The 23430-nt window shown below is 63.3% G+C and carries 29 protein-coding genes; 15 read left to right on the forward strand and 14 right to left on the reverse strand.

Features of this window, described 5'->3' with window-relative positions; all coding sequences use genetic code 11:
• The first annotated feature begins 72 nt into the window (after nucleotides 1–72).
• Both NL532_RS03280 and NL532_RS03285 read left to right on the forward strand, forming a co-directional pair.
• Nucleotides 73–1434 carry a cytochrome ubiquinol oxidase subunit I gene (locus NL532_RS03280; protein ID WP_023825837.1) on the forward strand — a complete coding sequence of 454 codons (1362 nt, stop codon included), beginning with the start codon at nucleotides 73–75 and terminating at the stop codon, nucleotides 1432–1434.
• Between the two features lie 108 nt (nucleotides 1435–1542).
• On the forward strand, nucleotides 1543–2547 hold the full coding sequence (locus NL532_RS03285) for a cytochrome d ubiquinol oxidase subunit II (protein WP_023710366.1): 1005 nt from the start codon (nucleotides 1543–1545) through the stop codon (nucleotides 2545–2547).
• Between the two features lie 165 nt (nucleotides 2548–2712).
• Here the strand turns inward: NL532_RS03285 and msrA are convergent, their stop codons facing one another.
• From msrA to NL532_RS03300, 3 genes are all read right to left on the reverse strand, one after another.
• Complete coding sequence (gene msrA, locus NL532_RS03290) at nucleotides 2713–3438, reverse strand: peptide-methionine (S)-S-oxide reductase MsrA (protein WP_023825838.1); 726 nt, start codon at nucleotides 3436–3438, stop codon at nucleotides 2713–2715.
• A gap of 111 nt (nucleotides 3439–3549) precedes the next feature.
• On the reverse strand, nucleotides 3550–3834 hold the full coding sequence (locus NL532_RS03295; RefSeq protein WP_023825839.1) for a hypothetical protein: 285 nt from the start codon (nucleotides 3832–3834) through the stop codon (nucleotides 3550–3552).
• Between the two features lie 80 nt (nucleotides 3835–3914).
• Nucleotides 3915–4616: a DUF1223 domain-containing protein gene (locus tag NL532_RS03300; protein ID WP_286487879.1), complete on the reverse strand. Its 702-nt coding sequence runs from the start codon at nucleotides 4614–4616 to the stop codon at nucleotides 3915–3917.
• A gap of 194 nt (nucleotides 4617–4810) precedes the next feature.
• Between NL532_RS03300 and NL532_RS03305 the strand changes: the two genes are divergently transcribed.
• Together NL532_RS03305 and lepA are read left to right on the forward strand one after the other, a co-directional pair.
• The gene (locus NL532_RS03305) at nucleotides 4811–5182 is read left to right on the forward strand and encodes an endonuclease domain-containing protein (protein ID WP_023703870.1); all 372 of its coding nucleotides are present in this window, start codon (nucleotides 4811–4813) and stop codon (nucleotides 5180–5182) included.
• A 139-nt stretch (nucleotides 5183–5321) separates the two neighbouring features.
• Nucleotides 5322–7127, forward strand: coding sequence for a translation elongation factor 4 (lepA, locus tag NL532_RS03310; protein ID WP_023673259.1), 1806 nt, complete (start codon nucleotides 5322–5324; stop codon nucleotides 7125–7127).
• Nucleotides 7128–7268: 141 nt separating this feature from the next.
• Here the strand turns inward: lepA and NL532_RS03315 are convergent, their stop codons facing one another.
• Complete coding sequence (locus NL532_RS03315; RefSeq protein WP_023828860.1) at nucleotides 7269–7856, reverse strand: Swt1 family HEPN domain-containing protein; 588 nt, start codon at nucleotides 7854–7856, stop codon at nucleotides 7269–7271.
• Entirely contained in the window at nucleotides 7853–8557 is a 705-nt protein-coding gene (locus NL532_RS03320; protein ID WP_155921606.1) for a DUF5343 domain-containing protein, read from the reverse strand. The genes NL532_RS03315 and NL532_RS03320 overlap by 4 nt, the downstream gene beginning before the upstream one ends.
• 46 nt (nucleotides 8558–8603) lie before the next feature.
• On the opposite strand from NL532_RS03320, the gene NL532_RS03325 reads away from it, so the two are divergent.
• From NL532_RS03325 to NL532_RS03340, 4 genes are all read left to right on the forward strand, one after another.
• Nucleotides 8604–9014: a hypothetical protein gene (locus tag NL532_RS03325; protein WP_245270239.1), complete on the forward strand. Its 411-nt coding sequence runs from the start codon at nucleotides 8604–8606 to the stop codon at nucleotides 9012–9014.
• Between the two features lie 421 nt (nucleotides 9015–9435).
• Complete coding sequence (locus NL532_RS03330) at nucleotides 9436–9783, forward strand: hypothetical protein (protein WP_023828861.1); 348 nt, start codon at nucleotides 9436–9438, stop codon at nucleotides 9781–9783.
• 315 nt (nucleotides 9784–10098) lie between these two features.
• Nucleotides 10099–10467, forward strand: a complete 369-nt coding sequence (locus NL532_RS03335; protein ID WP_023830244.1) for a hypothetical protein — start codon at nucleotides 10099–10101, stop codon at nucleotides 10465–10467.
• A gap of 107 nt (nucleotides 10468–10574) precedes the next feature.
• Nucleotides 10575–10946: an endonuclease domain-containing protein gene (locus NL532_RS03340; RefSeq protein WP_031203649.1), complete on the forward strand. Its 372-nt coding sequence runs from the start codon at nucleotides 10575–10577 to the stop codon at nucleotides 10944–10946.
• A 110-nt stretch (nucleotides 10947–11056) separates the two neighbouring features.
• Here NL532_RS03340 and NL532_RS03345 read toward each other — a convergent pair whose 3' ends face one another.
• Complete coding sequence (locus NL532_RS03345; protein WP_023681249.1) at nucleotides 11057–11377, reverse strand: hypothetical protein; 321 nt, start codon at nucleotides 11375–11377, stop codon at nucleotides 11057–11059.
• A 165-nt stretch (nucleotides 11378–11542) separates the two neighbouring features.
• Between NL532_RS03345 and mbfA the strand changes: the two genes are divergently transcribed.
• Nucleotides 11543–12526 carry an iron exporter MbfA gene (gene mbfA, locus NL532_RS03350; RefSeq protein ID WP_023681248.1) on the forward strand — a complete coding sequence of 328 codons (984 nt, stop codon included), beginning with the start codon at nucleotides 11543–11545 and terminating at the stop codon, nucleotides 12524–12526.
• A gap of 160 nt (nucleotides 12527–12686) precedes the next feature.
• Here mbfA and NL532_RS03355 read toward each other — a convergent pair whose 3' ends face one another.
• From NL532_RS03355 to NL532_RS03365, 3 genes are all read right to left on the reverse strand, one after another.
• On the reverse strand, nucleotides 12687–13031 hold the full coding sequence (locus tag NL532_RS03355; protein ID WP_023726759.1) for an antibiotic biosynthesis monooxygenase family protein: 345 nt from the start codon (nucleotides 13029–13031) through the stop codon (nucleotides 12687–12689).
• Nucleotides 13028–13384: an NIPSNAP family protein gene (locus tag NL532_RS03360; protein ID WP_023673248.1), complete on the reverse strand. Its 357-nt coding sequence runs from the start codon at nucleotides 13382–13384 to the stop codon at nucleotides 13028–13030. Before NL532_RS03360 ends, NL532_RS03355 begins: the two co-directional genes overlap by 4 nt.
• 85 nt (nucleotides 13385–13469) lie before the next feature.
• Entirely contained in the window at nucleotides 13470–13673 is a 204-nt protein-coding gene (locus tag NL532_RS03365) for a DUF1127 domain-containing protein (protein WP_023726757.1), read from the reverse strand.
• Between the two features lie 69 nt (nucleotides 13674–13742).
• Here NL532_RS03365 and NL532_RS03370 point away from each other — a divergent pair, with 69 nt between their 5' ends.
• Complete coding sequence (locus NL532_RS03370; RefSeq protein ID WP_023726756.1) at nucleotides 13743–14417, forward strand: ArsR/SmtB family transcription factor; 675 nt, start codon at nucleotides 13743–13745, stop codon at nucleotides 14415–14417.
• A 111-nt stretch (nucleotides 14418–14528) separates the two neighbouring features.
• Here NL532_RS03370 and ligD read toward each other — a convergent pair whose 3' ends face one another.
• Nucleotides 14529–17039 (reverse strand): DNA ligase D, encoded by a 2511-nt coding sequence (ligD, locus tag NL532_RS03375; RefSeq protein ID WP_031203646.1) that lies wholly within the window; start codon nucleotides 17037–17039, stop codon nucleotides 14529–14531.
• An 11-nt stretch (nucleotides 17040–17050) separates the two neighbouring features.
• Nucleotides 17051–17917, reverse strand: a complete 867-nt coding sequence (gene ku / locus NL532_RS03380) for a non-homologous end joining protein Ku (protein ID WP_023681243.1) — start codon at nucleotides 17915–17917, stop codon at nucleotides 17051–17053.
• A 345-nt stretch (nucleotides 17918–18262) separates the two neighbouring features.
• On the opposite strand from ku, the gene NL532_RS03385 reads away from it, so the two are divergent.
• The 3 genes from NL532_RS03385 (at nucleotide 18263) to NL532_RS03395 (ending at nucleotide 19334) form a co-directional block, all read left to right on the forward strand.
• Nucleotides 18263–18412: a hypothetical protein gene (locus NL532_RS03385; RefSeq protein WP_196813601.1), complete on the forward strand. Its 150-nt coding sequence runs from the start codon at nucleotides 18263–18265 to the stop codon at nucleotides 18410–18412.
• A 179-nt stretch (nucleotides 18413–18591) separates the two neighbouring features.
• Nucleotides 18592–19017, forward strand: a complete 426-nt coding sequence (locus tag NL532_RS03390; RefSeq protein WP_031203643.1) for a thiol-disulfide oxidoreductase DCC family protein — start codon at nucleotides 18592–18594, stop codon at nucleotides 19015–19017.
• 62 nt (nucleotides 19018–19079) lie between these two features.
• The gene (locus NL532_RS03395) at nucleotides 19080–19334 is read left to right on the forward strand and encodes a hypothetical protein (RefSeq protein ID WP_023744857.1); all 255 of its coding nucleotides are present in this window, start codon (nucleotides 19080–19082) and stop codon (nucleotides 19332–19334) included.
• Here NL532_RS03395 and NL532_RS03400 read toward each other — a convergent pair.
• Nucleotides 19297–19758, reverse strand: a complete 462-nt coding sequence (locus NL532_RS03400; RefSeq protein ID WP_023687546.1) for a RidA family protein — start codon at nucleotides 19756–19758, stop codon at nucleotides 19297–19299. The two genes, NL532_RS03395 and NL532_RS03400, sit on opposite strands and share 38 nt — an antisense overlap.
• A gap of 235 nt (nucleotides 19759–19993) precedes the next feature.
• On the opposite strand from NL532_RS03400, the gene NL532_RS03405 reads away from it, so the two are divergent.
• Nucleotides 19994–20362, forward strand: coding sequence for a YciI family protein (locus NL532_RS03405; protein ID WP_023744856.1), 369 nt, complete (start codon nucleotides 19994–19996; stop codon nucleotides 20360–20362).
• A 7-nt stretch (nucleotides 20363–20369) separates the two neighbouring features.
• A complete protein-coding gene (locus tag NL532_RS03410; protein WP_286439500.1) occupies nucleotides 20370–21614 on the forward strand; it encodes an RNA polymerase sigma factor in 1245 nt (414 codons plus the stop codon).
• Between the two features lie 9 nt (nucleotides 21615–21623).
• Here NL532_RS03410 and NL532_RS03415 read toward each other — a convergent pair whose 3' ends face one another.
• Complete coding sequence (locus NL532_RS03415; protein WP_023706962.1) at nucleotides 21624–22250, reverse strand: glutathione S-transferase family protein; 627 nt, start codon at nucleotides 22248–22250, stop codon at nucleotides 21624–21626.
• A gap of 199 nt (nucleotides 22251–22449) precedes the next feature.
• A complete protein-coding gene (gene cysK, locus NL532_RS03420; RefSeq protein ID WP_023672045.1) occupies nucleotides 22450–23424 on the reverse strand; it encodes a cysteine synthase A in 975 nt (324 codons plus the stop codon).
• Between the last annotated feature and the right edge of the window lie 6 nt (nucleotides 23425–23430).

Here is a 23430-nt window from a genome sequence, read left to right on the forward strand (position 1 = left end):
GTGACGCCAAGCCGCTTTGACCGGACCGCATCCGCCGCCTATTCTGCGCCAACAACAGCAGCCGGAGCCCGCATGGACCCGCTCATCCTGTCGCGAATGCAGTTCGGGGCGAATATCTCGTTCCACATCCTGTTTCCGACCATCACGATTGCGCTTGGCTGGGTGCTGCTGTTCTTCAAGCTCCGCTACAACGCCACCAATGATTCCGCCTGGATGCGCGCCTATTTCACCTGGGTGAAAGTGTTCGCGCTGTCCTTCGCCATGGGCGTGGTCTCCGGCGTCACCATGAGCTTCCAGTTCGGCACCAACTGGCCGGGCTATATGGAAAAGGTCGGCAACATCGCCGGGCCGCTGCTTGCCTACGAGATCCTCACCGCCTTCTTCCTCGAAGCGGCCTTCCTCGGCATCATGCTGTTCGGCTTCCGCCGCGTCTCCAACCGCGTCCACACGCTGGCGACGGTATTGGTCGCCGGCGGCACCACGCTGTCGGCCTTCTGGATCATCGCGCTGAACTCCTGGATGCAGACGCCGGCCGGCTTCGAGATGATCGACGGCAAGGCGCATCCCGTCGACTGGTGGGCGATCGTCTTCAACCCGTCCATGCCCTACCGTCTGACGCATATGCTGCTTGCCTCCGGCCTGACGGTGTCGTTCCTGATCGCCGGCCTGTCGGCGCTGCGCTACCTCACCGGCGACCGGTCGGAATCGATGTGGAAGGCGCTGCGCACCGGCGTCTTCACCGCCGCCATCCTGATCCCGATCCAGATCTTCGCCGGCGACCAGCACGGGCTGAACACGCTGGAGCACCAGCCGCAGAAGATCGCCGCCATGGAGGCGAACTGGAACACCGGCCCCAACGTGCCGCTGGTGCTGTTTGCGCTGCCCGACGAGGCGGCGAAGGAAAACAAATTCGAGATCGCCATTCCCGACGGCGCCAGCCTGGTGTTGCGCCATTCCACCAGCGGTATCGTGCCGGGGCTCAACGACTATCCCGGCCTGCACCCGCCGGTGTTCCCGGTGTTCTGGGGCTTCCGCATCATGGTCGGCACCGGCATTTTGATGCTCATCGTCTCGTGGTCGGCGACCTTCTTCCTCAAGCGCCGCCACAGCCTGCCGAGGCCGCTGGCCATGCTGATGGTGCCGATGGCGCTGTCGGGCTGGCTGGCGACACTGGCCGGCTGGTACACCACCGAAATCGGCCGCCAGCCCTGGCTGGTCACCGGCGTGCTGAAAACCGCCGACGCTATCGGCCCGGTCGCCGGCAGCCATGTCGCGCTGACGCTCGCCATCTATCTCATCCTCTATGTGCTGCTGTTGATCGCCTATCTCGGCGTGCTGGTGCACCTGGCGCTGAAGGCCGCCAAGGACGGCGATACCTCGCCGCTCCCGGGCGTCATGAAGACGGCGATGTCGCAACCGGCCGCGGGAGAGTGAGGAATGGTCCGCGTAGCGGACGAAAAGCCAACGATTTGGCTTTTCGAATGACGAACGCCCGGAGCCATAGCGAAGGGCAGAACCGTTGATGAGAGGGATGACAGACCGATGACCTTCGACTGGCCAACCGCGCTGCCCCTGATCTTCGCCGGCCTGATGGGCCTCGCCATCCTGATCTACGTCATTCTCGACGGTTTCGATCTCGGCATCGGCATCCTGTTCTCGGTCGCCGAAGATGCCGAGCAGGACACCATGATCGCGGCAATAGGCCCTTTCTGGGACGCCAACGAGACCTGGCTGGTGCTGGCCGTCGGCCTGCTCCTGGTCGCCTTTCCGCTGGCGCATGGCGTCATCCTCACCGCGCTATACATTCCGGTCTTCGTGCTTTTAGTCGGCCTCATCCTGCGCGGCGTCGCCTTCGATTTCCGCGCCAAGGTGCCCGCCGGCAAGAAGCATCGCTGGAACCGCATTTTCTTCCTCGGTTCCGTCATCGCCTCGCTGGCGCAAGGCTATATGCTCGGCGTCTATGTGCTTGGCCTCGATGTCGGTTTTGGCGGCATCGCTTTCGGGGCGCTGGTGGCGCTCTGCCTGTCGGCGGCCTATGCAGCGATGGGCGCGGCCTGGGTCATCTACAAGACCGAGGGCGAATTGCAGAGGAAGGCGGTGGCCTGGCTGCGCACGGCCCTGGTGCTGACCGCGCTCGGCATGGCGGCGGTGTCGCTGGCGACCCCATTCGCCAGCCCGCGCATCTTCGCCAAATGGTTCGTCTGGCCCGAAATGCTCTATCTGTCGCCACTGCCGATCCTGTCGGCGCTGCTGTTCCTGTGGCTGTGGCGGCAGACCTTCCACCTGCCCAAGCCCGACGACCGCCATGCGCTGCGGCCGTTCCTGACGCTCGCCGCCATCTTCGCGCTCGGCTTTGCCGGGCTTGCATGGTCGTTCTACCCCTTCGTGGTGCCCGAGAGGCTGACCATCTGGCAGGCGGCGTCGGCGACGGAAAGCCTGGCCATCATCCTCGCCGGCACGGTCGTCGTGTTGCCGGTGATCATCTTCTATTCGTTCTATGCGTATCGGGTGTTCGGCGGGAAGGCGACGGATCTGACGTATGATTGAGGGGAGCTGATCTCCCCCCTTGAGGGGGAGATGGCCGGCAGGCCAGAGGGGGTCGCCGCGCGTGGAGCGCTAACCTTCTTCTGCCGCAGGAGGTCGCGTCCGGTCGGACCGACCCCCTCTGTCGCCTCCGGCGACATCTCCCCCTCGAGGGGGGAGATTAGGTGCTCAGCTCTTCCCCGCCAGCACCAGCACCGGCTTCTCGCTATACAACCCCGGGAACAGCGCCTTCAAATTCGCCACCTTGGGCAGGTCGTTGTAGACGATGTAGGGGTAGGTCGGGTTCAGCGTCAGAAAGTCCTGGTGATATTCCTCGGCCGGATAGAAGGTTTTGCCCGTCTCCAACGTGGTGACGATCGGCTTGGCAAACACCTTCGCCTGGTCGAGCTGGGCGATGTAGCTCTGGGCGATCTTCTGCTGCTCGCCATTCTCGGCAAAGATGGTCGAGCGGTACTGGGTGCCCGAGTCCGGCCCTTGATAGTTCAGCTGCGTCGGGTTGTGGGCGACCGAGAAATAGACCTGCAGCAGCTGGCCGTAGGTCACCTTGGACGGATCGTAGGTGATCTCGACCGATTCGGCGTGGCCGGTGCGGCCGCTGCCCACCGTTTCGTAGACGGCGTCATCCTTGGCGCCGCCGGTGTAGCCGGAGACGGCCTTGGTCACGCCCTTGACGTGCTGGAACACGCCCTGCACGCCCCAGAAGCAGCCGCCGGCGAAGATAGCCTTCTCGCTGCCGCTGGCGGCCTTCTCGTCCATTGCCGGCGGCGGGATCACCACCGCGTCCTCGGCCGAGCGCGCAGGGCTCTGCCAGAAGGCGGCCGCGGCGGCGGCGACGATGAGCGCGGCAAGCGCGCTCTTGAAGATCGGCGTTCTCGTCCTTGCAATCCCGGTCATGTCTGATCTCCTTGATGGTGGCGAAGACTATACGACAGAACGTCCCGCCTGGTTTCTCAAATTGCCGTGCGCCGGCCCGGCCACTGTGCGGCCGGGCCATGGGACCCAGCCTTATTGCGCGGGCGCCATGGCGTCCGCCGGCTTCATCGCATCCGTTGCGGGTTTCATGGCATCGGCCGGCTTCATGGCGTCGGCGGCGGGTTTCATCGCATTCGTCGCCATTGGGTCGGCTGGCTTGATGGCATCGGTCGCCGGCGCCATGGCATCGGTCGCGGGCTTCATCGCATCGGTTACCATCGCCGGCTTCATGGCGTTGGTCGCTTCGTCGGCACGGGCGCCGGCGGCGAAGCCGATCATCGAAAGCGCAAAAGCGAGCACGGTAAGGGTCTTGGTCATGATGGTATTTCCTCCTTGAAGAGGGCGCGCGGATGCGAGCCCGGTTATGCCGCGCTAGCGGCGTTGCGTAGAAAAGAAAATCAGTCGGCGGCTGCAGCCAGGATCGGTCCACCGCCCGGCGACTGGACCAGCACGGCGGTGCTCAAGCCGCCGGAGGCTGCCGGCAATGGCAGCGTGGTGGCATCGCTGCTCCAGCTGCCGAGTTTCTCCAGCGAGTGCACGACATTGGCATGCGGCAGCGTGCGGCCGGTATTCTCGCCGCGCGCCACCGGCACTTCGACGACGCCCTTGTTGTAGCGGACCAGCCAGACATCGGCCTTTCCGCCCGGAGCCTTGCCGGCGCCGATGCTGATCTTGCCGCCGTCGAGCGACAGCGTCGGCCCCTTCGTGCGGCCATTCGCGGAAATCAGCTGCTCGATCTCGCCTGATGCCGCGCCCACCGCATCGGCACCGCCATTGACCACCACCTGCGGCGTGAACGGGCCGGAGCGGCCGAGCGACGGCTCATAGCGCACCTGGCGCTGGGTAAATTCCTCGCGGCCGAAAATGTCCTTCCAGCCGAGATAGTCCCAGTAGGTAACGTTGAACGACAGCGCCAGAACGCCCGGCTGGTCCTTGACCTTGATCAGATTGGCATTTGCCGGCGGGCAGGACGAACAGCCCTGGCTGGTGAACAATTCGACCACGGTGAGCGGCTGGGCGAAGGCGGTGCCGCCAAGCATCATCAGCGCCGCGCCTGCGGCGGCCAGCATCGCGCTGCGTTTTGGGTTAAGTCCAGTCATCGTGGGTCTCCGTTGCGGCGAGTTCTTCCCACACTTCGCCGCTGCCAGAGGCTTCGTTACATGGTTCACCGCTTCGTGATTGGGGGCCGACGCGTCGTTGCCTTCTCCCCTTGTGGGAGAAGGTGGATCGGCGCGAAGCGCCGAGACGGATGAGGGGTGTTCCAGCGGAGTGAGACGTTGGTTAATCTAACGTCATGCCACATCAGCCCGTCGCTCCTGCCAAACGAAACTTTGCCCGTTCGCTCCGACGTGAAATGACGGAGGCGGAAGACAAACTGTGGCACGAACTACGTGACCGCAGGCTTGATCGGATCAAATTTCGGCGCCAAGTTCCTGTTGGAAAATACGTCGCCGATTTCGCTTGTCTTGAATCACTCCTCATCATCGAGATCGATGGGAGTCAGCATGCGGACTCAGAGTCAGACCATGCCCGTAGAACGGAACTGGAGGCGAGAGGCTTTCGTGTGTTGCGCTTTTGGAACGACGATGTCCTGAAAGACATGGACAGCGTCTGCACCACGATAATCGCTTATGTAAGGGATGTCAGTTTGCAGCCATGGCGGTGAAAGAACGCCGGCGTCAAGCTGGAACACCCCTCATCCGTCTCGGCGCTGCGCGCCGATCCACCTTCTCCCACAAGGGGAGAAGGCAAGGGCACCGCCACCCCGCTTGCCCCTGCAACCCGCCCCTGCTAAAGCGCGCGCCATGAGCACGCCTCTCGACCACATCCGCAATTTCTCCATCGTCGCCCATATCGACCATGGCAAATCCACGCTTGCCGACCGGCTGATCCAGTCCACCGGCGGGCTGGAGCTGCGCGACATGAAGGAGCAGGTGCTGGACTCGATGGACATCGAGCGCGAGCGCGGCATCACCATCAAGGCGCAGACGGTGCGGCTGAAATACCGCGCCAACAATGGCGAGGACTATATCCTCAACCTGATCGACACGCCCGGCCATGTCGACTTCGCCTATGAAGTGTCGCGCTCGCTCGCCGCCTGCGAGGGTTCGCTGCTGGTCGTCGACGCCTCGCAGGGCGTCGAGGCGCAGACGCTGGCCAATGTCTACCAGGCCATCGACAACAACCACGAGATCGTCGTGGTGCTGAACAAGGTAGACCTGCCGGCCGCCGAGCCCGAGCGCATCCGCGAGCAGGTCGAGGAAGTCATCGGCATCGACGCCTCCAACGCCGTGCTGATCTCGGCCAAGACCGGCCTCGGCATTCCCGATGTGCTGGAGGCAATCGTCCACCAATTGCCGCCGCCGCGCGAAGGCGACGCGTCGGCACCCCTGAAAGCCATGCTGGTGGACAGCTGGTACGACGCCTATCTCGGCGTCATCGTCCTGGTGCGCATCATCGACGGCGTGCTGAAAAAGGGCGCGACCATCCGCATGATGGGCACCGGCGCAAAACACCTGGTCGAGCGCACCGGCGTGTTCACGCCCGCCCGCATCAATGTCGACGAGCTCGGCCCCGGCGAGTTCGGCTTCTTCACCGGCTCGATCAAGGAAGTGGCCGACACCCGCGTCGGCGACACCATCACCGAGGACAAGCGCCAGACCGCGCACGCCCTGCCCGGCTTCAAGCCGGCGCAGCCGGTGGTGTTTTGCGGCCTGTTCCCGGTCGACGCCGCCGATTTCGAGGATCTGCGCGCCGCCGTCGGCAAATTGCGCCTCAACGACGCCAGCTTCTCCTATGAAATGGAGACCAGTGCCGCGCTCGGCTTCGGCTATCGCTGCGGCTTCCTCGGTCTGCTGCACCTGGAAATCATCCAGGAGCGGCTGGAGCGCGAGTTCAACCTCGACCTCATTGCCACGGCGCCGAGCGTCGTCTACCGGCTGCTGCTCAATGACGGCTCGGTCAAGGAACTGCACAACCCCGCCGACATGCCCGACGTGGTGAAAATCTCAGCCATCGAGGAGCCGTGGATCCGCGCCACCATCCTCACCCCCGACGACTATCTCGGCGGCATCCTGAAGCTCTGCCAGGACCGGCGCGGCATCCAGGCCGACCTGTCCTATGTCGGCAAGCGCGCCATGCTGATCTACGACCTGCCGCTCAACGAAGTGGTTTTTGACTTCTATGATCGCCTAAAATCGATCTCCAAGGGCTACGCCTCCTTCGACTATCATCTGACCGACTACAAGGAAGGCGACCTGGTGAAGATGTCGATCCTGGTCAATGAGGAGCCGGTCGACGCCCTGTCCATGCTGGTCCACCGCACCGCGGCGGAAAAGCGCGGCCGCCAGATGTGCGAGAAGCTGAAGGAGCTGATCCCGAACCACCTCTTCAAGATCCCGATCCAGGCCGCCATCGGCGGCAAGGTCATCGCCCGCGAAACCATCTCGGCGCTGCGCAAGGACGTCACCGCGAAGTGCTATGGCGGCGACGTCTCGCGCAAACGCAAGCTGCTGGACAAGCAGAAAGAGGGCAAGAAGCGGATGCGCCAGTTCGGCAAGGTGGATATCCCGCAGGAGGCGTTTATTCAGGCGCTGAAGATGGGAGACTAACCGGTCCGGCCTTCTGGCCGCACGTGTCGACCCGGTGGGTCGGTGCGAGCGCAAGTCCGCGTAGGAGCTGCCGAAGGCAGCGGGTCCCACCCCGGGGGGTGCGGCAGTGCGGTGACCTAGTCGGACGCCCCGTGCGAAGCACTATTCCATCAAGCGGTACCAATTGCGGACAACGAGCTTAAGCTTCACAACGTCATCCTCACCTAAAACACCGCAATGCGCGATTGGACCTCGAAGCATGTTGAGTTGCTGTAGCACTTTTTCAACACCAACTTTGTCGTGCCTAGAGAATACCCCTCCGAATACGTCCCAGTTCGCTTTTATAATTTCGCCAAGCTCGCCAAACGTAGTGTAATCGATCATTCGGTCCGATCTCGGAATTATTCCCTCTCGGCGCTCTCGCTCCAAATTCTTCGCGGCGTTCAGCCTAACATTCTCAGGAACCTTGCTTAGCCACCAATCTGTTTCATCACTAGATTCTATCAGATCAACAATGAAACTTCTTATCTCGTTTTCCAACAAATAAAACAATTTATAGTATGACGCCATGCGGTCTGCCTGTTGTCGATTCTCGGAAGACGCTACCGAAATATAGCCCTTAATAAGAGCATCTGAAAACTTGTCAATGGCGGTTACGTGCCCCCTAACGCCTTGCTCCGCAAGCGCATTGTCTACAGCCGATCGTAGCGAAGCTCCCATTAGTAAGAAATGTTGAAGCTCTATTTTCAATTTAGCAAATTCTCTCTAATTGACCGGAAAATCGCGTTGTATACTTGTACGTCCGTTGTCTCAGGAAGGACGACGTTTATGGTGGTAACGAGATTAAATTCGTGGTTGTCGCTCTGTCTTCTGACGTCGCCTTTAGTGGCGCCATCCGTTTTGCTCGACTGATTAATTGCCGGATCTTGAGCCTTTGCTTCCTTGGCGCTTTTTGCGAATTCGTTAAAGGCGCCGAACGTGCCGAAAATCGCACTGACGATCTGGTCGCTCTTGTGTAGGCCCGTTATCTCTATAATCAGCTCTTTGATCCGATCGTCCGGCAGCCTGTGCGCATACTCGTTTCTTCTGAAAATTTCTGAAAATCCGTTTTTAAGTGCTGCGAGCGCTGCCTCCGAGCGCGTTGATTCTGACTTAAACTTGGAGTATAGGTCAGTTGGAGAGTTGTCAGAACTCAACAACCCCATTCTCTTCAGGATTGGAGGGATTGCCCTAGCACTACCACCTCGAATCTTCAGTACACTGTCCAAGAAACTTTCGTTGAACTGCTGCGGTCGCTCCGCCTCGATCAGGGCTTTTAGCGCCTCGCTTAGCCTACCGTGAGTAGGGGTGTATGGAAGATTCCCTGGGATTTCGCGCCTAGTCCCTTTCTTTTCACCCGGCGTTTGATCCGATTTTGTTGTTTCTTCTACCGGGCTCGCCTTCTCTGCCAATTGATCCTCCCGCCAATAATATTGAGGGAACTATACGCGTCCTGAAGTGCGCGATGTCAAGCTATTGCCAACCAAGTGCTTCGCACGCGAATATGTGTATCTCTGCCTCCTCCTGAATTTGCAGGATCGAGCCAACCGCATCGCAACCGTGCGGGTAGCCACGCCGACACCGGATCATGGCCGCTTGGAACCCCCCGTTGCCAGGCGCCTTTGGGAAACATCACATGCGCACCACATCAGACAGCGGCTGGGCAATGACTGCATAGCTGCCGGGTTCCTCACCTTCCTTGCCGGCGAAAGCATGCTGCTCGCCGGCAATGCGGCGGGGCTGGAGGCCAGCGTGCCCTCCTATGTCGGCGGCATCTCGCTGTGGGCGGCAGCGCTTGTCCTGATCAGCGCGTCGAGCACCGTTGCCCTGTGGATGCGGCTCACCGGCGCGCCATCCTGTTTGTCGTGACGGTGGCCATGGTGCTGTGGGCGCGCCGTTGCTGCCGACCTCGGCGCCGCTGCCCGCCGCCGGCTGTCCGTTCCTGGTGCTGACTTTTGTTGGCTGGATCTAGACGTTGCTGAAGTCGCCGAGGTGATTGACGCGATCCGACGGCTGGCGCCGCATGTGAAGTGGGGCAGTAGGGGGCGTAGGGTATCACGAGGCCGCCCCCTCATCCGGCCGCTTCGCGGCCACCTTCTCCCCGCTGGGGAGAAGAGGCGAGCACCAGCGCCGAGCGAGCTCCTCTCCCCTCGGGGAGAGGTCGGATTGCCCCGAATTGCCTTTCGCAATTCGGCTGGCAATCCGGGTGAGGGGGACTTGCCTAGCCGTGGCTCTAGGCCCGGCCCTCGCGGCGTGCGACCCTCGCATCTCCGATTCGGGACCGCCCATCATGCTCCGCCTCACCCTTACCGCCCTGCTCCTCGCCACCCCAACCCATGCCGCCGATATGGCGTTCTTCGTCAAGAATTTGCGCAAACAGGCGGTGGCGGTGGAGTTGTTCAGCCGTGATCGCAAGATGTCGTGGCCGGGTGGTGGTCAGGTGTTTCTGATCGAGCCGAGCTCGCAGAAATCGGTGCCGATCTCGTGCAATCCGGGAGAAAACATCTGCTACGGCGCCTGGGTCAACGGCAATGATGCGATCTCCGCCGGGGTCGGGCCGGATAATGACCAGCCTTGCGATACGTGCTGTTTCATCTGTGTGGAGAAGACGACCGAGACGATCGATCTGGTGGAGTGAGGGGCGGGGCGCCGAAGCTGCTGATCTCCCCCCTCGTGGGGGAGATGTCCGGCAGGACAGAGGGGGGCGCGAAGGATCGCCAGCGTATGGATCAGCAAGCCTAAAATTGAAATGACGCGGCTGCAGGAATGAGAGGTCGGCGGGACAGCGCCCCCCTCTGCCTTGCCAGGCATCTCCCCCACGAGGGGGAGATCAGCAGTTCCGCCCCTTGGCCAATCACCCCAAAATCAGTCAGCCGCTCCCCTTCAATGTCAGCCGCCATCATGCGATGCTGATTCCCTCGGCCGGGGGGCCGATTTGCCTCGGGGGAACACCATGTCTTTCACTTGTCTGCGCCGCGTCGTCGCGCTGTCGCTTGCCGCGCTGTTTGCGCCGGCAGCGTACGCCGCCGACATCACCTTCGCCGTCAAGAACAGCCATCCCAACGCCATGCGCCTCGAGCTCTACAGCCAGGACCGCGACTATGTCTGGCCGGGCAACGACAAGGATTTCTATCTCGACGATGGCGAGACCAAGCAGATCCCGGTCTCGTGCGACGAAGGCGAGTCCATCTGCTACGGCGCCTGGGTCGACGGCGACGAGGGCACCTATTGGGGCGTCGGCCCCAACAACAAGGAAAGATGCGAGGATTGCTGCTACACCTGCAATGGCGGCGAGACGGAGGAAATTGAACTGACGCCTTAGGAAGTACAGCCAATCTCCCCCCAAGTGGGTTCCAAGTGGGGGAGATGTCCGGCAGGACAGAGGGGGGCGCCATAGAGCGCAAGCCTCGGCAACCACCGAGCATCGTAATGCCGCACACGCCTCTACCGCCTCGACGTCGCGCAAACGCCAGATCGATGCGCAAAGTCCTGACGCCAGCCGAACTCAAGCTCTGGAACGAACTTCGTGCCCACCGGCTGATGGGGCTTGGCTTCCGGCGACAATTTCCGATTGCCGCCTACATCGTCGATTTCGCTTGCCCGGAGAAGAAGCTGGTCATCGAAGTCGATGGCTCCCCGCATGCGGACGCCGGCGCGGCTGCCGGTGATGAAACGCGGACATCGCACCTCGAACAAGATGGCTGGACCGTCCTGCGGTTCTGGAATGACGACGTCATCCGCGACGTCGACAATGTCTGCCAGCATATTGTGATTGCGGCTGGGCTTGGACGCGCATCCTGAACGGTGCCGGTGCTGGGCTTTAGGCAGGGAAAGGTCGGCGGGACAGCCCTGGCCTGCCGGCCATCTCCCCCACGAGGGGGGAGATCGGGTTTCGCCTTGGCTTTCGCCAATTATCCCAGCAATGCCCTCTGCCGCTTCGGCCCGCCCGCCTTGCGCCAGGAGTTGAACCGGTGCGTCGCGGCGGCAAACGAGATCTTCATCTGCTGGGCGACCGAATAGCGCGACTTGCCTTCGTCGAACAGGCGGTAGCAGCATTCGACGCCCTCCTCGGTCAGCTTGCCGTCGGGCGCCTTGTTGTGCGGATTGGCGGGGTCGAATTTTTCGACCTGCTGTTCGACCAGGCCTTTCAGCCGCTGCAAATCGGCCTCGATGCTGGCGATAAGATCGAGGACGGGTTTCGGATCGAAGTGGTCGTGCGGCTTTGCCGTCATCTCTTGGATACCTTTCGCTTTGCGTGTCGCGACCGATATAGGTGAACATTTGCCGATAATGAAGGGCGCGTTGCAATCCGGCGCTTCAACATTTCTTGACTGGTGATTGACCGCGGAGATTGCAGCGCCTAGTTTAGAATTGTTCTAAACTGGGGTGAATTTCTCATGCTTTCCCGTGTCTTCGGTTTCGGCCGCCGTCCTTTCGAAACGCTGTCGGAACAGGAGATCCTGGCGCTGGCAATTTCATCCGAAGAGGATGACGGGCGCATCTACCGCGCCTATGCCGACGGGCTGGCGGACAGTTTTCCGCAATCGGCGAAAGTGTTCGAGGCGATGGCGGAGGAGGAGGACGGCCATCGCGATTCCCTGATCGAGCTTTACCGCAAGCGTTTCGGCGAGCGCATTCCGCTGCTGCGCCGCGAGCACGTGAAAGGCTATTACGAGCGCAAGCCCGACTGGCTGGTGCGGCCGCTCGGCATCGAGCATGTGCGGCGCCAAGCCGAAGAGATGGAGCGGCAGGCCTATCGCTTCTATGTCGAGGCGGCCAAGCGCACCGGCGATGCCTCGACGCGGAAACTGCTCGGCGACCTGGCCGCGGCCGAGCAAAGCCATGAGAATTCGGCGCATCGGCTGGAGCAGAAACTTGTGCCGGGCGAGGTCAAGGACGAGGAAGCCAGCGCCGAGCAGCGCCAGTTCATCCTGACCTATGTCCAGCCGGGACTGGCCGGGCTGATGGATGGCTCGGTGTCGACACTGGCGCCGATCTTTGCCGCCGCGTTTGCCACGCACGACACCTGGCAGACGCTGCTGGTCGGCCTCGCCGCCTCGATCGGCGCCGGCATCTCGATGGGCTTTACCGAAGTCGCTTCGGACGACGGCAAGCTGTCGGGGCGTGGCTCGCCGATCAAGCGCGGCCTCACCGTCGGCATCATGACGACGCTGGGAGGCCTCGGCCACGCGCTGCCTTACATCATCCCGCATTTCTGGACGGCGACGGCGGTCGCGGCCGTGGTGGTGTTCTTCGAATTGTGGGCGATCGCCTTCGTGCAGAACCGCTACATGCAAACCCCGTTCCTGCGCGCGGCGTTTCAGGTGGTGCTGGGTGGGGCGCTGGTGTTTGCGGCCGGGGTGCTGATCGGGAATGCGTGAGCGCCAAGCGCCCCCTCACCCAGCCTCCGCTTCGCTCGGCTGACCTCTCCCCGAAGGGAGAGGAGATTTTCGAAGCCTGCGCCAGTCTCTTCTCCCCAGCGGGGAGAAGGTGGCCGCGAAGCGGCCGGATGAGGGGGCCTGGCGCGACGCCGATACCTAGTCACCCATTCACCGCCCTGCTATCCTCTGGCGCCTCGTCCCTCTCCGTCAGCCCGTAATCCCGCACCACATGCGCAATCCGCAACCGATATCCGGCAAATATTCCGCCGCGGCCCGCATGCTGCGCCTGCCGATGCTCTTCCGTGTTGCGCCACGCCTCGACCGCTTCCTCGTCGCGCCAGAAGGACAGCGACAGCACGCGGTTCGGGTCGACCAAGCTCTGAAACCGCTCGATCGAGATGAAACCGTCTATGCCGTCGAGCAGCGGCCTGAGTTCCGCGGCGATACCGAGATAGGCATCGCGCTTTCCCTCAGCCGGTTGCACCTCGAAGATGACAGCGATCATATCTCCTCCTTGACCGCGGTCTGGAACAGCTGCCGCGGTCCATGCGGCCCCGACACCAGCTTCAGGAAGATGCGGTCCTCTTTCAAGATGAACTTTTCGCGGCGGGCGAATTCGTAATTGGCCTTGCCCGCCGGATCCGCGGCGAGACGGGCGCGATATGCTTCGTAGGCGGCGAGGCTGTCGATGTTGTAGGCGGCGTAGGCGGTGGTGGCCGAGCCCTCGTGCGGGGCGTAGTAGCCGATCAGATCGGCGCCGCAGCGCGGGATCGCCTGGCCCCAGGCCTTGGCATATTGCTCGAAGGCCGGCTTGCCGAACGGGTCGATCTCATAGCGGATGAAGCAGGTGATGGTCATCGTGATCTCCTTGGGTTTCGCATCGATAGTTCGAGCGGCGTCGAAACGTTGTGCCGCAGGGTCTGCTAAGCAAAAGCGCTGGCGGTCAGGCCTGCCAGAAGGATTTTGCGCATTCGCGGCGCACATCCTCACGGGTCAGGCCGAGATCGCGCAGCAGATGGTCGTCGACCTCCGCGAGGTCTAGCCGCTGCAGATGGCGGTCGTACCAGCGGGCGAGAAGCCGCCGTTGCAGCCAGGTGACGAACGGGAACGGCCGGCGGCTGGCGAGTGGGACGGAAGCGGTTGGCATCGGCGTTCTCCTTGATCCCGCCCGACAATAATGCTTATCTGACGAGAATGCTTCGATGGAGGCCTAACTATGCGTGAAGGACCCGACATTGCCCGCATCGCCAGCCTGGTCGGCGATCCGGCGCGGGCAAACATGCTGAATGCGCTGATGGGAGGCACGGCTTTCACGGCGAGCGAACTGGCGCTGGAGGCCGGCGTGTCGCTGCCGACCGCGTCCTCGCATCTGTCGAAACTGATGGAGGGCGGGCTTTTAACTTTGGCCAGCCAGGGACGGCATCGCTATTACGGCCTCGCAGGGCCGCAGGTGGCCGGCATGATCGAGGCCATCACCGGGGTGGCCGAAGCAGTCGGTCCCAAGCGCGTGCGGCCCGGCCCGCGCGACGGCGCCATGCGCGTCGCCCGCGTCTGCTACGACCACCTCGCCGGCGAGCAGGCGGTGGCGATGCTGGACCGGCTCGTCGCGCGCGGCATCCTGTTGCGCGACGACATTGAGATCAGGCTGGGGCCAGCAGCAGCCTCGCATTTTTCGGCCATCGGCATCGATGTCGGCGCCAAGCCGCGCCGGCCGGTCTGCCGCGCCTGTCTCGACTGGAGCGTGCGCCGCTCGCACCTCGCGGGAACGCTCGGCGCGGCTATTCTGGACAAGATCCTGTCGGAGAAATGGGCAAGGCGGGAGAAGGACAGCCGCGCGGTGGTGTTTTCACCGCCGGGGAAGCAGGCGTTCGAGCGGGTGTTTTTGGCGTAGAGGTTCGGCGGCGCTAATTGGGCGACGCTGGCGGGACAGCACCCCCCTCTGGCCTGCCGGACAGAGGGGGGTGTGACGGAACGCTTGCGTAGCAGGTGAGGCGCGCGACGCTTACCCCCGCTTCAGCACCTTCCCCTGCTCGAAGAAATCCACCCACGGATCGGCCTTCTCCAACTCCTTCAGCGTCGTCTTGTCGCCGATCGGGAAGGAATTCGGCGGCAACCCCTTCTCAACTTCCGCCCACGTCACCGGTACCGACACCGTCGCGCCCTTCTTGGCGCGGGAAGAGTAGGGCGCGACGGTGGTCGAGCCCCTGCCGTTGCGGAGATAGTCGACGAAGATTTTTCCCGTGCGCGCCTTTTTCGACAGCGTCGCGGTGTAGCGGTCGGGCGCGGCCTGCTCCAGCGCCTTGGCGAAATCATGCGAGAAGGTTTTGACTTCCTCCCAATCCGCCGAGGGTTTCAGCGGCACCAGCACGTGATAGCCTTTGCCGCCTGACGGCTTGACGAAGTTCGGCAGCGACAGATCGTCAAGCTTGCCTCTGATGTCGAGTGCGGCCTCGCGCACCGCCTTGACGTCGACGCCTTCATCGGGATCGAGATCGAAGATGATCTGATCCGGCTTTTCCAGCTCCTCGATCTTGCAGCCCCAGATGTGGACCTCGACCACGCCATACTGGACCAAGGCGGCAAGGCCGTCGAAATCGCGGATGAACAGGATTTCCTCGCCATCGGTTGGATCCTTCATGCGGGCAATCTTGTCGCTCATGCCGGCCGAGGCATGTTTCTGGAAGAAGCGCGGGCCGCCGATGCCATCCGGCGCCCTGACCAGGCTGAGCGGCCGGTTGACGACGAACTGCTCCATCCGCGGCCAGACAAGCGCATAGTGCTCAAGCAAAGCCTGCTTGGATATTTTCTCCTCGGGCCACAGCAGCTTGTCGGGGTGGGATAGTTTTACGCTGGTCGTGATCGTCGCGGGCGCCTTAGCCCCGGCGGCCTTGCCGGCGCTGCTTGCCGCCGGCTTTTGCTTGTTCGCCGCCTTCGATGGCTTTTCCTGCACGACTTCCTCCGCCGGCTTGTCCTCGCGCAGTCCCTGGAACGACGCGTGGCGTATTATACGATCCGAGGTCCAGCTGCGGAACTCCACTTCGCCGACAAGTTCGGGCCTGACCCAGACCAGGCCCTTGCCCTTCGGCACGGCGGCGGCAAAGGGCGAGGCGTTTGCCTTCAGCGCATCGAGTTTTTTCTTCAGATCGGTGGCGCTCCTGGCTGTGAAGCCCGTGCCGACGCGGCCGGCGTAGTGGAGCTTGCCGCCCTCGTGGTAACCGACCAGCAGCGAACGCAGGCCGCGGCCGGTCTTGTCCGAGGGCAGATACCCGCCGATGACGAATTCCTGGCGGGCCGTGCATTTCGATTTCACCCAGCCTGGGCCACGGCCGCTGCGGTAGGGCGCATCGGCGCGCTTGGAGACGATGCCTTCGAGGCCCATGCGGCAGGCGTGCTGCAGCATGATCTTGCCCGGTTCCGCGAAATGGTCGCTGAAGCGAACAGCGGCATTTTCGGCCGTCTCGCCGAGCAGCTCCTGCAGCGCCTGCTTGCGCTCGACCAGCGGCTCGCGGCGCAAATCCTTGCCGTCAAGCCGCATCAGGTCGAACACATAGTAGGTGAAGCGGTTGGTTCGATTGGCGGAGAGATCCTGCTGCAGCAGCGAGAAGGACGAAACGCCGCTGTCGGCGAGCACGACGATCTCGCCATCGATGATGGCGTCGCTGCATTTCAGCTGGGCGAGTTCCGCGACGATCTCGGGGTCGAATTTCCCCGTCCAGTCGAGGCCGGTGCGGGTCAGCAGCCGCACCTCCGTGCCGGCGATCTGCGCCTGCATGCGGTACCCGTCGAACTTCACCTCATGCAGCCAGTCCTCGCCGGGCGGCGCCTCGCGCTCCAGCGTCGCCAGCTGCGGCTCGACGAAGTCGAGGCGCTTGCCGGCTTTCGCCTTGCTGGATGCCGCAGGCTTGTTGGAGTGCCAGACCTTCGGCTTCTTGCCGTCGGCGGTCTTGCCTTCCGCGACCTCTTCGATGGTCAGGCCGGACTTCACCGATTTCGGTGCGTCCTTCAGGATATCCTCGCCGGGGCGGGCGGCGGCATCGTCGGATTTGATCAGCAGCCAGTTGTCGCGCTTTTCGCCCGGGCGGGGTCTTAACCTGACCAGATGCCACCGCCCATTCAGCTTCTGGCCGTTGAGTTCGAAGTCGATATGGCCCTTCTTCATCGCCTTGGCGGGGTCGATCTCTGGCGTCCATGTGCCTTCGTCCCAAACGATGACGGTGCCGCCGCCATACTCGCCCTTGGGAATGGTGCCCTCGAAGCCGGCATAGTCGATCGGGTGGTCCTCGACATGCACGGCCAGCCGCTTTTCGTGCGGGTCGAGGCTCGGGCCTCGCGTCACCGCCCAGCTCCACAACACGCCCTCATGCTCGAGGCGGAAATCATAGTGCAGCCTGGTCGCGTCGTGCTTCTGGACGACGAAGATGCCGCCGGGCTGCTTGCCGCGCGCGACCTTGCCCGCCGGCTCGGCCGTCTTCTTGAAATCGCGCTTGGACTGATATTGTTCGAGGCTGGCCACGGCGCCGACCCTCAAGCCGACTTGCGCTTGGGCGCAGAAGCTTTCGCCTTGCCGCTTTTTGCCGCCGGCTTGGCCTTCTTCGCCGGGCCTTCCGCCTGGCCGCCATCGGACAGGCTCTTCTTCAGCGCGTCGAACAGATTGACGACATTGGACGGCTTGGGCGCGGCCTGCGCTTTCGGCGCCTTCTTGCCGGCCTTCTTGGCGCGGATCAGTTCGAGCAGCGCGTCCTCATACTTGTCCTCGAATGTCGACGGATCGAACTTCCCCTTCTTCTTGTCGATGATGCGTTCGGCCATATCGGTCATCTCCTGGTCGGTCTTCACCGCCTTGATGTCGCCGAAGATGCTCTCCGGCTCCCGCACCGTGTTGCCGTAGCGCAAGGTGGTCAGCACCATGCCTTTGCCGCGCGGCTCGATGACCACGGGCCGCTCGCGGCTATAGAGCACGACGCGCGCCAGCCCGGCCATCTTCTTGTCCGCCATGGCATCGCGGATGACGGCAAAGGCCTCCTCCGACACCTTGTCGGCGGGCGTGACATAATAGGGCGTGTCGAGATAGATCTGCTCTATCGAGGCTTTGTCGACGAAGCCGTCCAGCGCCATCGTGTGCGAGGACTCGATCTGCACCGCTTCGATCTCTTCGTCCTCGATATGGACGAACTCACCGGGGCTCACCTCATAGCCCCTGATCTCGTCGCCATCGCCCAGCGGCTTGCCGGTTTCAGAATCGACATAGATGCGCTTGACCGTGTTGCCGGTCTTGCGGTTGAGCACCCGGAACGAAACTTTTTCGGCGTGGGTGACGACGTTGGTCAGTTCGACAGCGCAGGTGACCAGCGACAGTTTCAGATAGCCCTTCCAGGCGGGGCGAGGTGCCATGGCGAACTCCTGCGCGATGCGGTTAAAGCGAGAACGGGCAAGGCCCGTTCCGGTTCCGGGCGCGCAACCAGGGGCATTTCGGCAGCGAGCATGGAAATTTCGAGAGGCTCGCCAAATCTGAAACAGAACCGCGCTCAAGCGACATCCAGACGAAACATATGTGATGCAAAAGTCACAATGCCGGAAATGGCGACGAACCACACCGAAAGACCCCCAAACAGCCGCATTCCGGCCACGAAGCATGGGGTTTTCGACCAAAGATTAACATCGTGTTCACCGACTATTCACGCCTCGACGCTATGATCCCCGCAATCGGACGGGACATCCGAAAATCGGGACAGGGACTTGAGTAAAATGAAATTCTGGGGCCACATCGCCGGCTATGCCGCCGCCATCCGCGAGTTCATCGCGCCGACCTATCGGCCGGAGCGCTACTACATGCGCGGCCCGGGTCCGGCCTGCGCCCGTCGCGGCAGCTCGCTCGGCGCGCATTGATCATGACATTCGAAACGCGTCACGACAGCCGGATCTGCAGACCGGAGGCCGATCCCCGCGCAACCACCTATCGCGCCGAGCGCCCCGCGCTGGCCGCGAGAAGCCGTGCGACAACGCCGCGGCTTTGATCCCGCTGCCGGCGGGCTTAGTGTCTGAAGACACAAGCTGCCGGACGTCCCGTGACTTCTTCTCCTGAACCCTTCGATGCCAGCCAGCCATTGATCGTTTTCGACGGCGTCTGCGTGCTGTGCTCGGGCTTCGTACGCACGGTGGTCGGGCTCGACCGCAAAAACCGCTTCCGCTTCGCCACGGCGCAGTCGCCCTTCGGCGAGGAGCTGTTCCAGAGATACGGGCTGCGCACCGACAGCTACGAGACCAATCTGGTCCTTGTCGGCGGCGCTCCCTTCATGCGGCTGGACAGTTTCATCGCGGTGATGGCCGAACTGGGCTGGCCGTGGCGGGCGGCGAAAGCGCTGCTGCTCATCCCGCGCCCCTTGCGTGACTGGCTCTACGAACGCATCGCCAAAAACCGCTACGCCATGTTCGGCCGCAAGGATAGTTGCGAGATCCTGTCCGCCGCGATACGTGCGCGCATGATCGGCTAATCGCATGTCACCCAAAAGTGACCTCGGTCTGGGAAAACGACATACGCAAAAAGAGCGGCGAGATGAGGCTTCTGGTCGTTGGCGGCTATGGCATTTTCGGCGGCCGCATCGTGCAATTGCTGGAGAGCGAGCCACGCCTGATCCTGCTCGTCGCCGGGCGCTCACTGGCCAAAGCCGAGGCCTGGTGCAAAACCCGCACCGGCGCGGCGCCGCCGCTCGTGCCGACGCGCTTCGATCGCAACGGCGACGTCGCGCAAGGCCGGCCTGTTCGTTCGCGCCTCAGTCCGGCAGCGCCGCGACGGCGACGATCTCGATGACGATGTCTGCCTGGGCAAGCGCTGCGACGCCGATTACCTCCGAAGGCGGCGGATTGTTGTCGCTGCAATGCTTCGGACAATGCTCGGCGAAAAACGCGTCCAGCACGTCGAGACGAAAATTAGGCGAGCTGAGGACGCCGCCGTCGGGAAATGGCCCTTTGACGAAAAAGGTCAGCCTGATGAGATGGTCGAGCCCGCTGCCAAGTTCTTCCAGATCCGATTTGATGTTGCCGAGAACTTCCCGCCACTGCGCCGCGGCATCGCCGGCGAAGCCGCCACCCTTCTTGCCGGCCGGATCGTAGTCAGCCGATGTCGCGGTGTTGCCGCAGAGATAGACGGTGCCTTTCGCACCGCTGACGACCGTGCCTTTGCCCCATGGCATCAACCGGCCGTTCTTGAATTTCTTGTGGGTCACGAGTTCCATTCTCTTCTCCCACGCCTCGTGTGACGTGCCCGCCAACGACAGAGGATAGTGCTGTGCGGAGCCACGGCCAGTCCGCTGCCGGTCATCCGCCAGCAGACGAAGAAACATCTGGTCCTTGCGAAATCTCCTGGCGGAGGCGAAAGTTTTTTCTGAAGCCTGTCGAAATCGGCCGCCGCCGCGCGACATACGTCTGGCCCCGCTAGGACGCGGCCTGCGAAACCACGGGAGAAGACCCATGCGATACATGCTTTTGATCAACAGCGACGAAGCCGCGCAGGCGAACACGCCAATCGAGAAGGCTCAGCAGATGAGCGCAGCATATGCCGCCTATACCGAAGCGTTGAAGAAATCCGGCGCATGGCTCGCCGGCGAACGGTTGCGCCCGACCCAGGCGACCACCTCGGTGCGGATCACAGACGGCAAGACCAACGTGATCGACGGCCCCTATGCCGACACCAAGGAGCAGCTTGCCGGCTTCTACATGATCGAGGCGGCCGATATCGATACCGCCATCGAGTGGGCGGCGCGCTGTCCGGCGGCGAGCGCCGGCACGGTCGAGTTGCGGCCGATCTGGGAAATGGCCGACTACATGCCCAAGAAATGAAACCGTGATGGACAATCGCCCGGAGATCGCGCGGGCGGCGGCCGAAGCGGCCGCCCGGCAGAGTTACGGCAAGCTGGTCGCCTGGCTAGCGGCGCGCACCCGCGACGTGGCCGGCGCCGAGGACGCGCTGGCCGAGGCCTTCGCCGCGGCGCTGGAGCGCTGGCCACAGACCGGCGTGCCCGACAAGCCGGAAGCATGGCTGCTGGCCGTGGCGCGCCGGCGGCGCGTCGACGCGGTGCGCCGTCGGCTGACCAGCGAGGCGAGCCGCGACCATCTCAAGCTGATGGCCGAGGAGATGGAGGCGAGCATGGAAGACGAAGACCTTCCCGACGAACGTCTCAGGCTGATGTTTGCATGTGCGCATCCGGCGATCGAAGCCAGCGTGCGGGCGCCGCTGATCCTGCAGACCATTCTGGGTTTCGACGCGGCGACGATCGCCTCGGCCTTCCTGGTTTCGCCGGCGACGATGGGCCAGCGTCTGGTGCGCGCCAAGAGCCGCATCCGCGAGATCGGCATTCCGTTCCGCGTGCCGGATCGCGCCGAACTCGGCGAGCGGCTGGGAACGGTGCTGGAAGCGATCTACGCGGCTTTCGCCGAAGGCTGGACCGACCCGGCAGGGACCGAGACGAGAGCGCGCAATCTGGCGACCGAAGGCATCTGGCTCGGGCGGCTGGTGGCATCGCTGATGCCGGACGAACCGGAAGCGCTCGGCCTGCTGGCGCTGATGCTGTTTGCCGAGGCGCGCCGCCCGGCGCGGCGCGATGCGGCTGGAGATTATGTGCCGCTCGCCGGCCAGGATTGCCGTCTTTGGGATCACGCGCTGATCGACGAAGCCGAGGCGCTGCTGGGCCACGCCGCCACCATGGGCGTCATCGGCCGCTACCAGCTCGAAGCGGCGGTACAATCGGTGCATGCGACGCGGCGACGGACCGGCCAAACCGATTGGGCGGCGATCCGTAACTTCTACGATGCGCTGTCGGCGATATCAGGCTCGCCGGTGATTTCGATCAACCGCGCCGTGGCGATTGCCGAGGCCGAAGGGGCGGCGGCAGGACTGGCGGCGCTCTACGTGCTGGGCGACGACAAGCGGCTCAACGACTATCAGCCCTATTGGGCCGCTCGCGCCGGCCTGCTGGCCAGGCTCGGCAATGCGGCGCAAGCGGTCGAAGCCTATGACCGGGCGATCGGCCTTGAACGCGACCCCGCCGTGCGCCGCTTCCTGCAGGCGAAACGGGCGATCCTGCGAAATTGAAGCGTCCGTTCAGGCCGGCCACATTTCATGCGTGGTGTTGAGCCGTTTCATCAGCGGATGCGCGCGCAGCGCCGACCATAAGCGTTCGATGTTCGGCCAGTCGGCTCGCGCCTTGTCCATATCGGGGTGCCAGGCCACCAGCATGACGAGGTAGATGTCGGCCAGCGACATCGCGTCGCCGACCAGCCAGCCGCGCCCCTCGAGGGCTGCATCGACAATGGCGAAGCCGCGGTCCATCTCGGCAATGGCTGCCTGCTTGACGGCTTTCTTGCCGTCGGCATCGGTGGTGTAGCGATGGGCATAGTAGAGGCGCAGGATGGCGGGGTAGAGCACCGATGACATGAACGCCATCCAGCGCAGGAAACCGGCGCGATCCGGCGATCCGGCGGCCGGCGCCAGACCCGCCTCCGGATGGCGCTCGGCAAGCAGGATGCAGATCGCCGCCGATTCGGTTATCGATTGACCGTTGGGCAAGGTCAGCACCGGAACCTGGTTCAACGGGCTGATGTCGAGGAAAGCCGGGTCCGGCGGATCCTTCTTCGGCACATCGATCTGGTCGAATTGCGCGTTTGCCAGCGCCAATGCGGCCTCGACGACAAAACCGCCGCTGCCTGGGCGCGTGTAAAGCTTGTACATGTGATTCTCCCCCTGCCCGCGCGAAGCAGGCCGGGGCGATTTGACCCTGAAGCCGCCTCCCGCTCAAGCCGGTGGCGGACGCCACGGCCGGGTTTTCTGCGGTCCAGCCATGAGACTTCCGATGTCGGAGGGACAGCACCCCCGATGCCCGGCAGGGCAGAGGGGGGTGCGAAGGATCGCCGCCTATCCAGTTAAGACGTTAAGCCCCCAGCCCGTCGAACAGGATCGTCGACAGATAGCGCTCGGCGAAGGACGGGATGATCACCACCAGGTTCTTGCCCTTGTTCTCCGGCCGCGACCCGACGGCGATGGCGGCCTGCAGGGCAGCGCCCGACGAGATGCCGACCGGCACGCCTTCAAGGCGGGCGACGAGGCGGGCGTTGGCGACCGAATCCTCGTTGGAGACCTTGACGATCTCGTCATAGATCGAGGTGTCGAGGATCTTGGGCGCAAAGCCGGCGCCGATGCCTTGGATCTTGTGCGGGCCGGGCTGGCCGCCCGACAGCACCGGCGAGGCCTCCGGCTCGACGGCGACGACATGCACCGAGGGCTTGCGTTGCTTCAGCACCTGGCCGACGCCGGTGATCGTGCCGCCGGTACCGATGCCGGCGACGAAGATGTCGACCCCGCCATCGGTGTCGTTCCAGATCTCCTCGGCGGTGGTGCGGCGGTGGATCTCCGGGTTGGCCGGGTTTTCGAACTGCTGCGGGATGACGGCGTCAGGCAGGGTGGCGGCCAATTCGTCGGCCTTGGCGATGGCGCCCTTCATGCCTTTCGGCCCTTCCGTCAGCACCAGTTCGGCGCCGAGCAGCGCCAGCATCTTGCGGCGCTCCACCGACATGGTTTCGGGCATGGTCAGGATCAGCTTGTAGCCCTTGGCGGCGGCGGCGAAGGCGAGCGCGATGCCGGTATTCCCCGAGGTCGGCTCGATCAGCGTCGTCTTGCCGGGTTTGATCCGGCCCGACGCTTCCAGCGCCTCGATCATGGAAACGCCGATGCGGTCCTTGACCGAGGCGATCGGATTGAAGAATTCGAGCTTGGCAAGAAGGTTGGCAACGACGCCCTTCTCCTTGGCGAACTTGTCGAGCCGCACCAGCGGCGTGTCGCCGATCGTCTCGGTGATCGAGTTGTAGACACGGCCGCGGCCGGGCACGCGCGCGGAAGGCTTGTTCATTGGTTT

Origin of the sequence: Mesorhizobium sp. C120A (genome assembly GCF_030323105.1) — a bacterium.
Lineage (GTDB): Bacteria > Pseudomonadota > Alphaproteobacteria > Rhizobiales > Rhizobiaceae > Mesorhizobium.

Bases quoted from the DNA above. Each gene is read 5' to 3' on its own strand.
- NL532_RS03280 (WP_023825837.1), top strand. From the start codon at position 73: ATGGACCCGCTCATCCTGTCGCGAATGCAGTTCGGGGCGAATATCTCG.
- NL532_RS03285 (WP_023710366.1), top strand. From the start codon at position 1,543: ATGACCTTCGACTGGCCAACCGCGCTGCCCCTGATCTTCGCCGGCCTG.
- msrA (WP_023825838.1), bottom strand. From the start codon at position 3,438: ATGACCGGGATTGCAAGGACGAGAACGCCGATCTTCAAGAGCGCGCTT.
- NL532_RS03295 (WP_023825839.1), bottom strand. From the start codon at position 3,834: ATGACCAAGACCCTTACCGTGCTCGCTTTTGCGCTTTCGATGATCGGC.
- NL532_RS03300 (WP_286487879.1), bottom strand. From the start codon at position 4,616: ATGACTGGACTTAACCCAAAACGCAGCGCGATGCTGGCCGCCGCAGGC.
- NL532_RS03305 (WP_023703870.1), top strand. From the start codon at position 4,811: ATGCCACATCAGCCCGTCGCTCCTGCCAAACGAAACTTTGCCCGTTCG.
- lepA (WP_023673259.1), top strand. From the start codon at position 5,322: ATGAGCACGCCTCTCGACCACATCCGCAATTTCTCCATCGTCGCCCAT.
- NL532_RS03330 (WP_023828861.1), top strand. From the start codon at position 9,436: ATGCTCCGCCTCACCCTTACCGCCCTGCTCCTCGCCACCCCAACCCAT.
- NL532_RS03335 (WP_023830244.1), top strand. From the start codon at position 10,099: ATGTCTTTCACTTGTCTGCGCCGCGTCGTCGCGCTGTCGCTTGCCGCG.
- NL532_RS03340 (WP_031203649.1), top strand. From the start codon at position 10,575: ATGCCGCACACGCCTCTACCGCCTCGACGTCGCGCAAACGCCAGATCG.
- NL532_RS03345 (WP_023681249.1), bottom strand. From the start codon at position 11,377: ATGACGGCAAAGCCGCACGACCACTTCGATCCGAAACCCGTCCTCGAT.
- mbfA (WP_023681248.1), top strand. From the start codon at position 11,543: ATGCTTTCCCGTGTCTTCGGTTTCGGCCGCCGTCCTTTCGAAACGCTG.
- NL532_RS03355 (WP_023726759.1), bottom strand. From the start codon at position 13,031: ATGATCGCTGTCATCTTCGAGGTGCAACCGGCTGAGGGAAAGCGCGAT.
- NL532_RS03360 (WP_023673248.1), bottom strand. From the start codon at position 13,384: ATGACCATCACCTGCTTCATCCGCTATGAGATCGACCCGTTCGGCAAG.
- NL532_RS03365 (WP_023726757.1), bottom strand. From the start codon at position 13,673: ATGCCAACCGCTTCCGTCCCACTCGCCAGCCGCCGGCCGTTCCCGTTC.
- NL532_RS03370 (WP_023726756.1), top strand. From the start codon at position 13,743: ATGCGTGAAGGACCCGACATTGCCCGCATCGCCAGCCTGGTCGGCGAT.
- ku (WP_023681243.1), bottom strand. From the start codon at position 17,917: ATGGCACCTCGCCCCGCCTGGAAGGGCTATCTGAAACTGTCGCTGGTC.
- NL532_RS03395 (WP_023744857.1), top strand. From the start codon at position 19,080: ATGAGGCTTCTGGTCGTTGGCGGCTATGGCATTTTCGGCGGCCGCATC.
- NL532_RS03400 (WP_023687546.1), bottom strand. From the start codon at position 19,758: ATGGAACTCGTGACCCACAAGAAATTCAAGAACGGCCGGTTGATGCCA.
- NL532_RS03405 (WP_023744856.1), top strand. From the start codon at position 19,994: ATGCGATACATGCTTTTGATCAACAGCGACGAAGCCGCGCAGGCGAAC.
- NL532_RS03410 (WP_286439500.1), top strand. From the start codon at position 20,370: ATGGACAATCGCCCGGAGATCGCGCGGGCGGCGGCCGAAGCGGCCGCC.
- NL532_RS03415 (WP_023706962.1), bottom strand. From the start codon at position 22,250: ATGTACAAGCTTTACACGCGCCCAGGCAGCGGCGGTTTTGTCGTCGAG.
- cysK (WP_023672045.1), bottom strand. From the start codon at position 23,424: ATGAACAAGCCTTCCGCGCGCGTGCCCGGCCGCGGCCGTGTCTACAAC.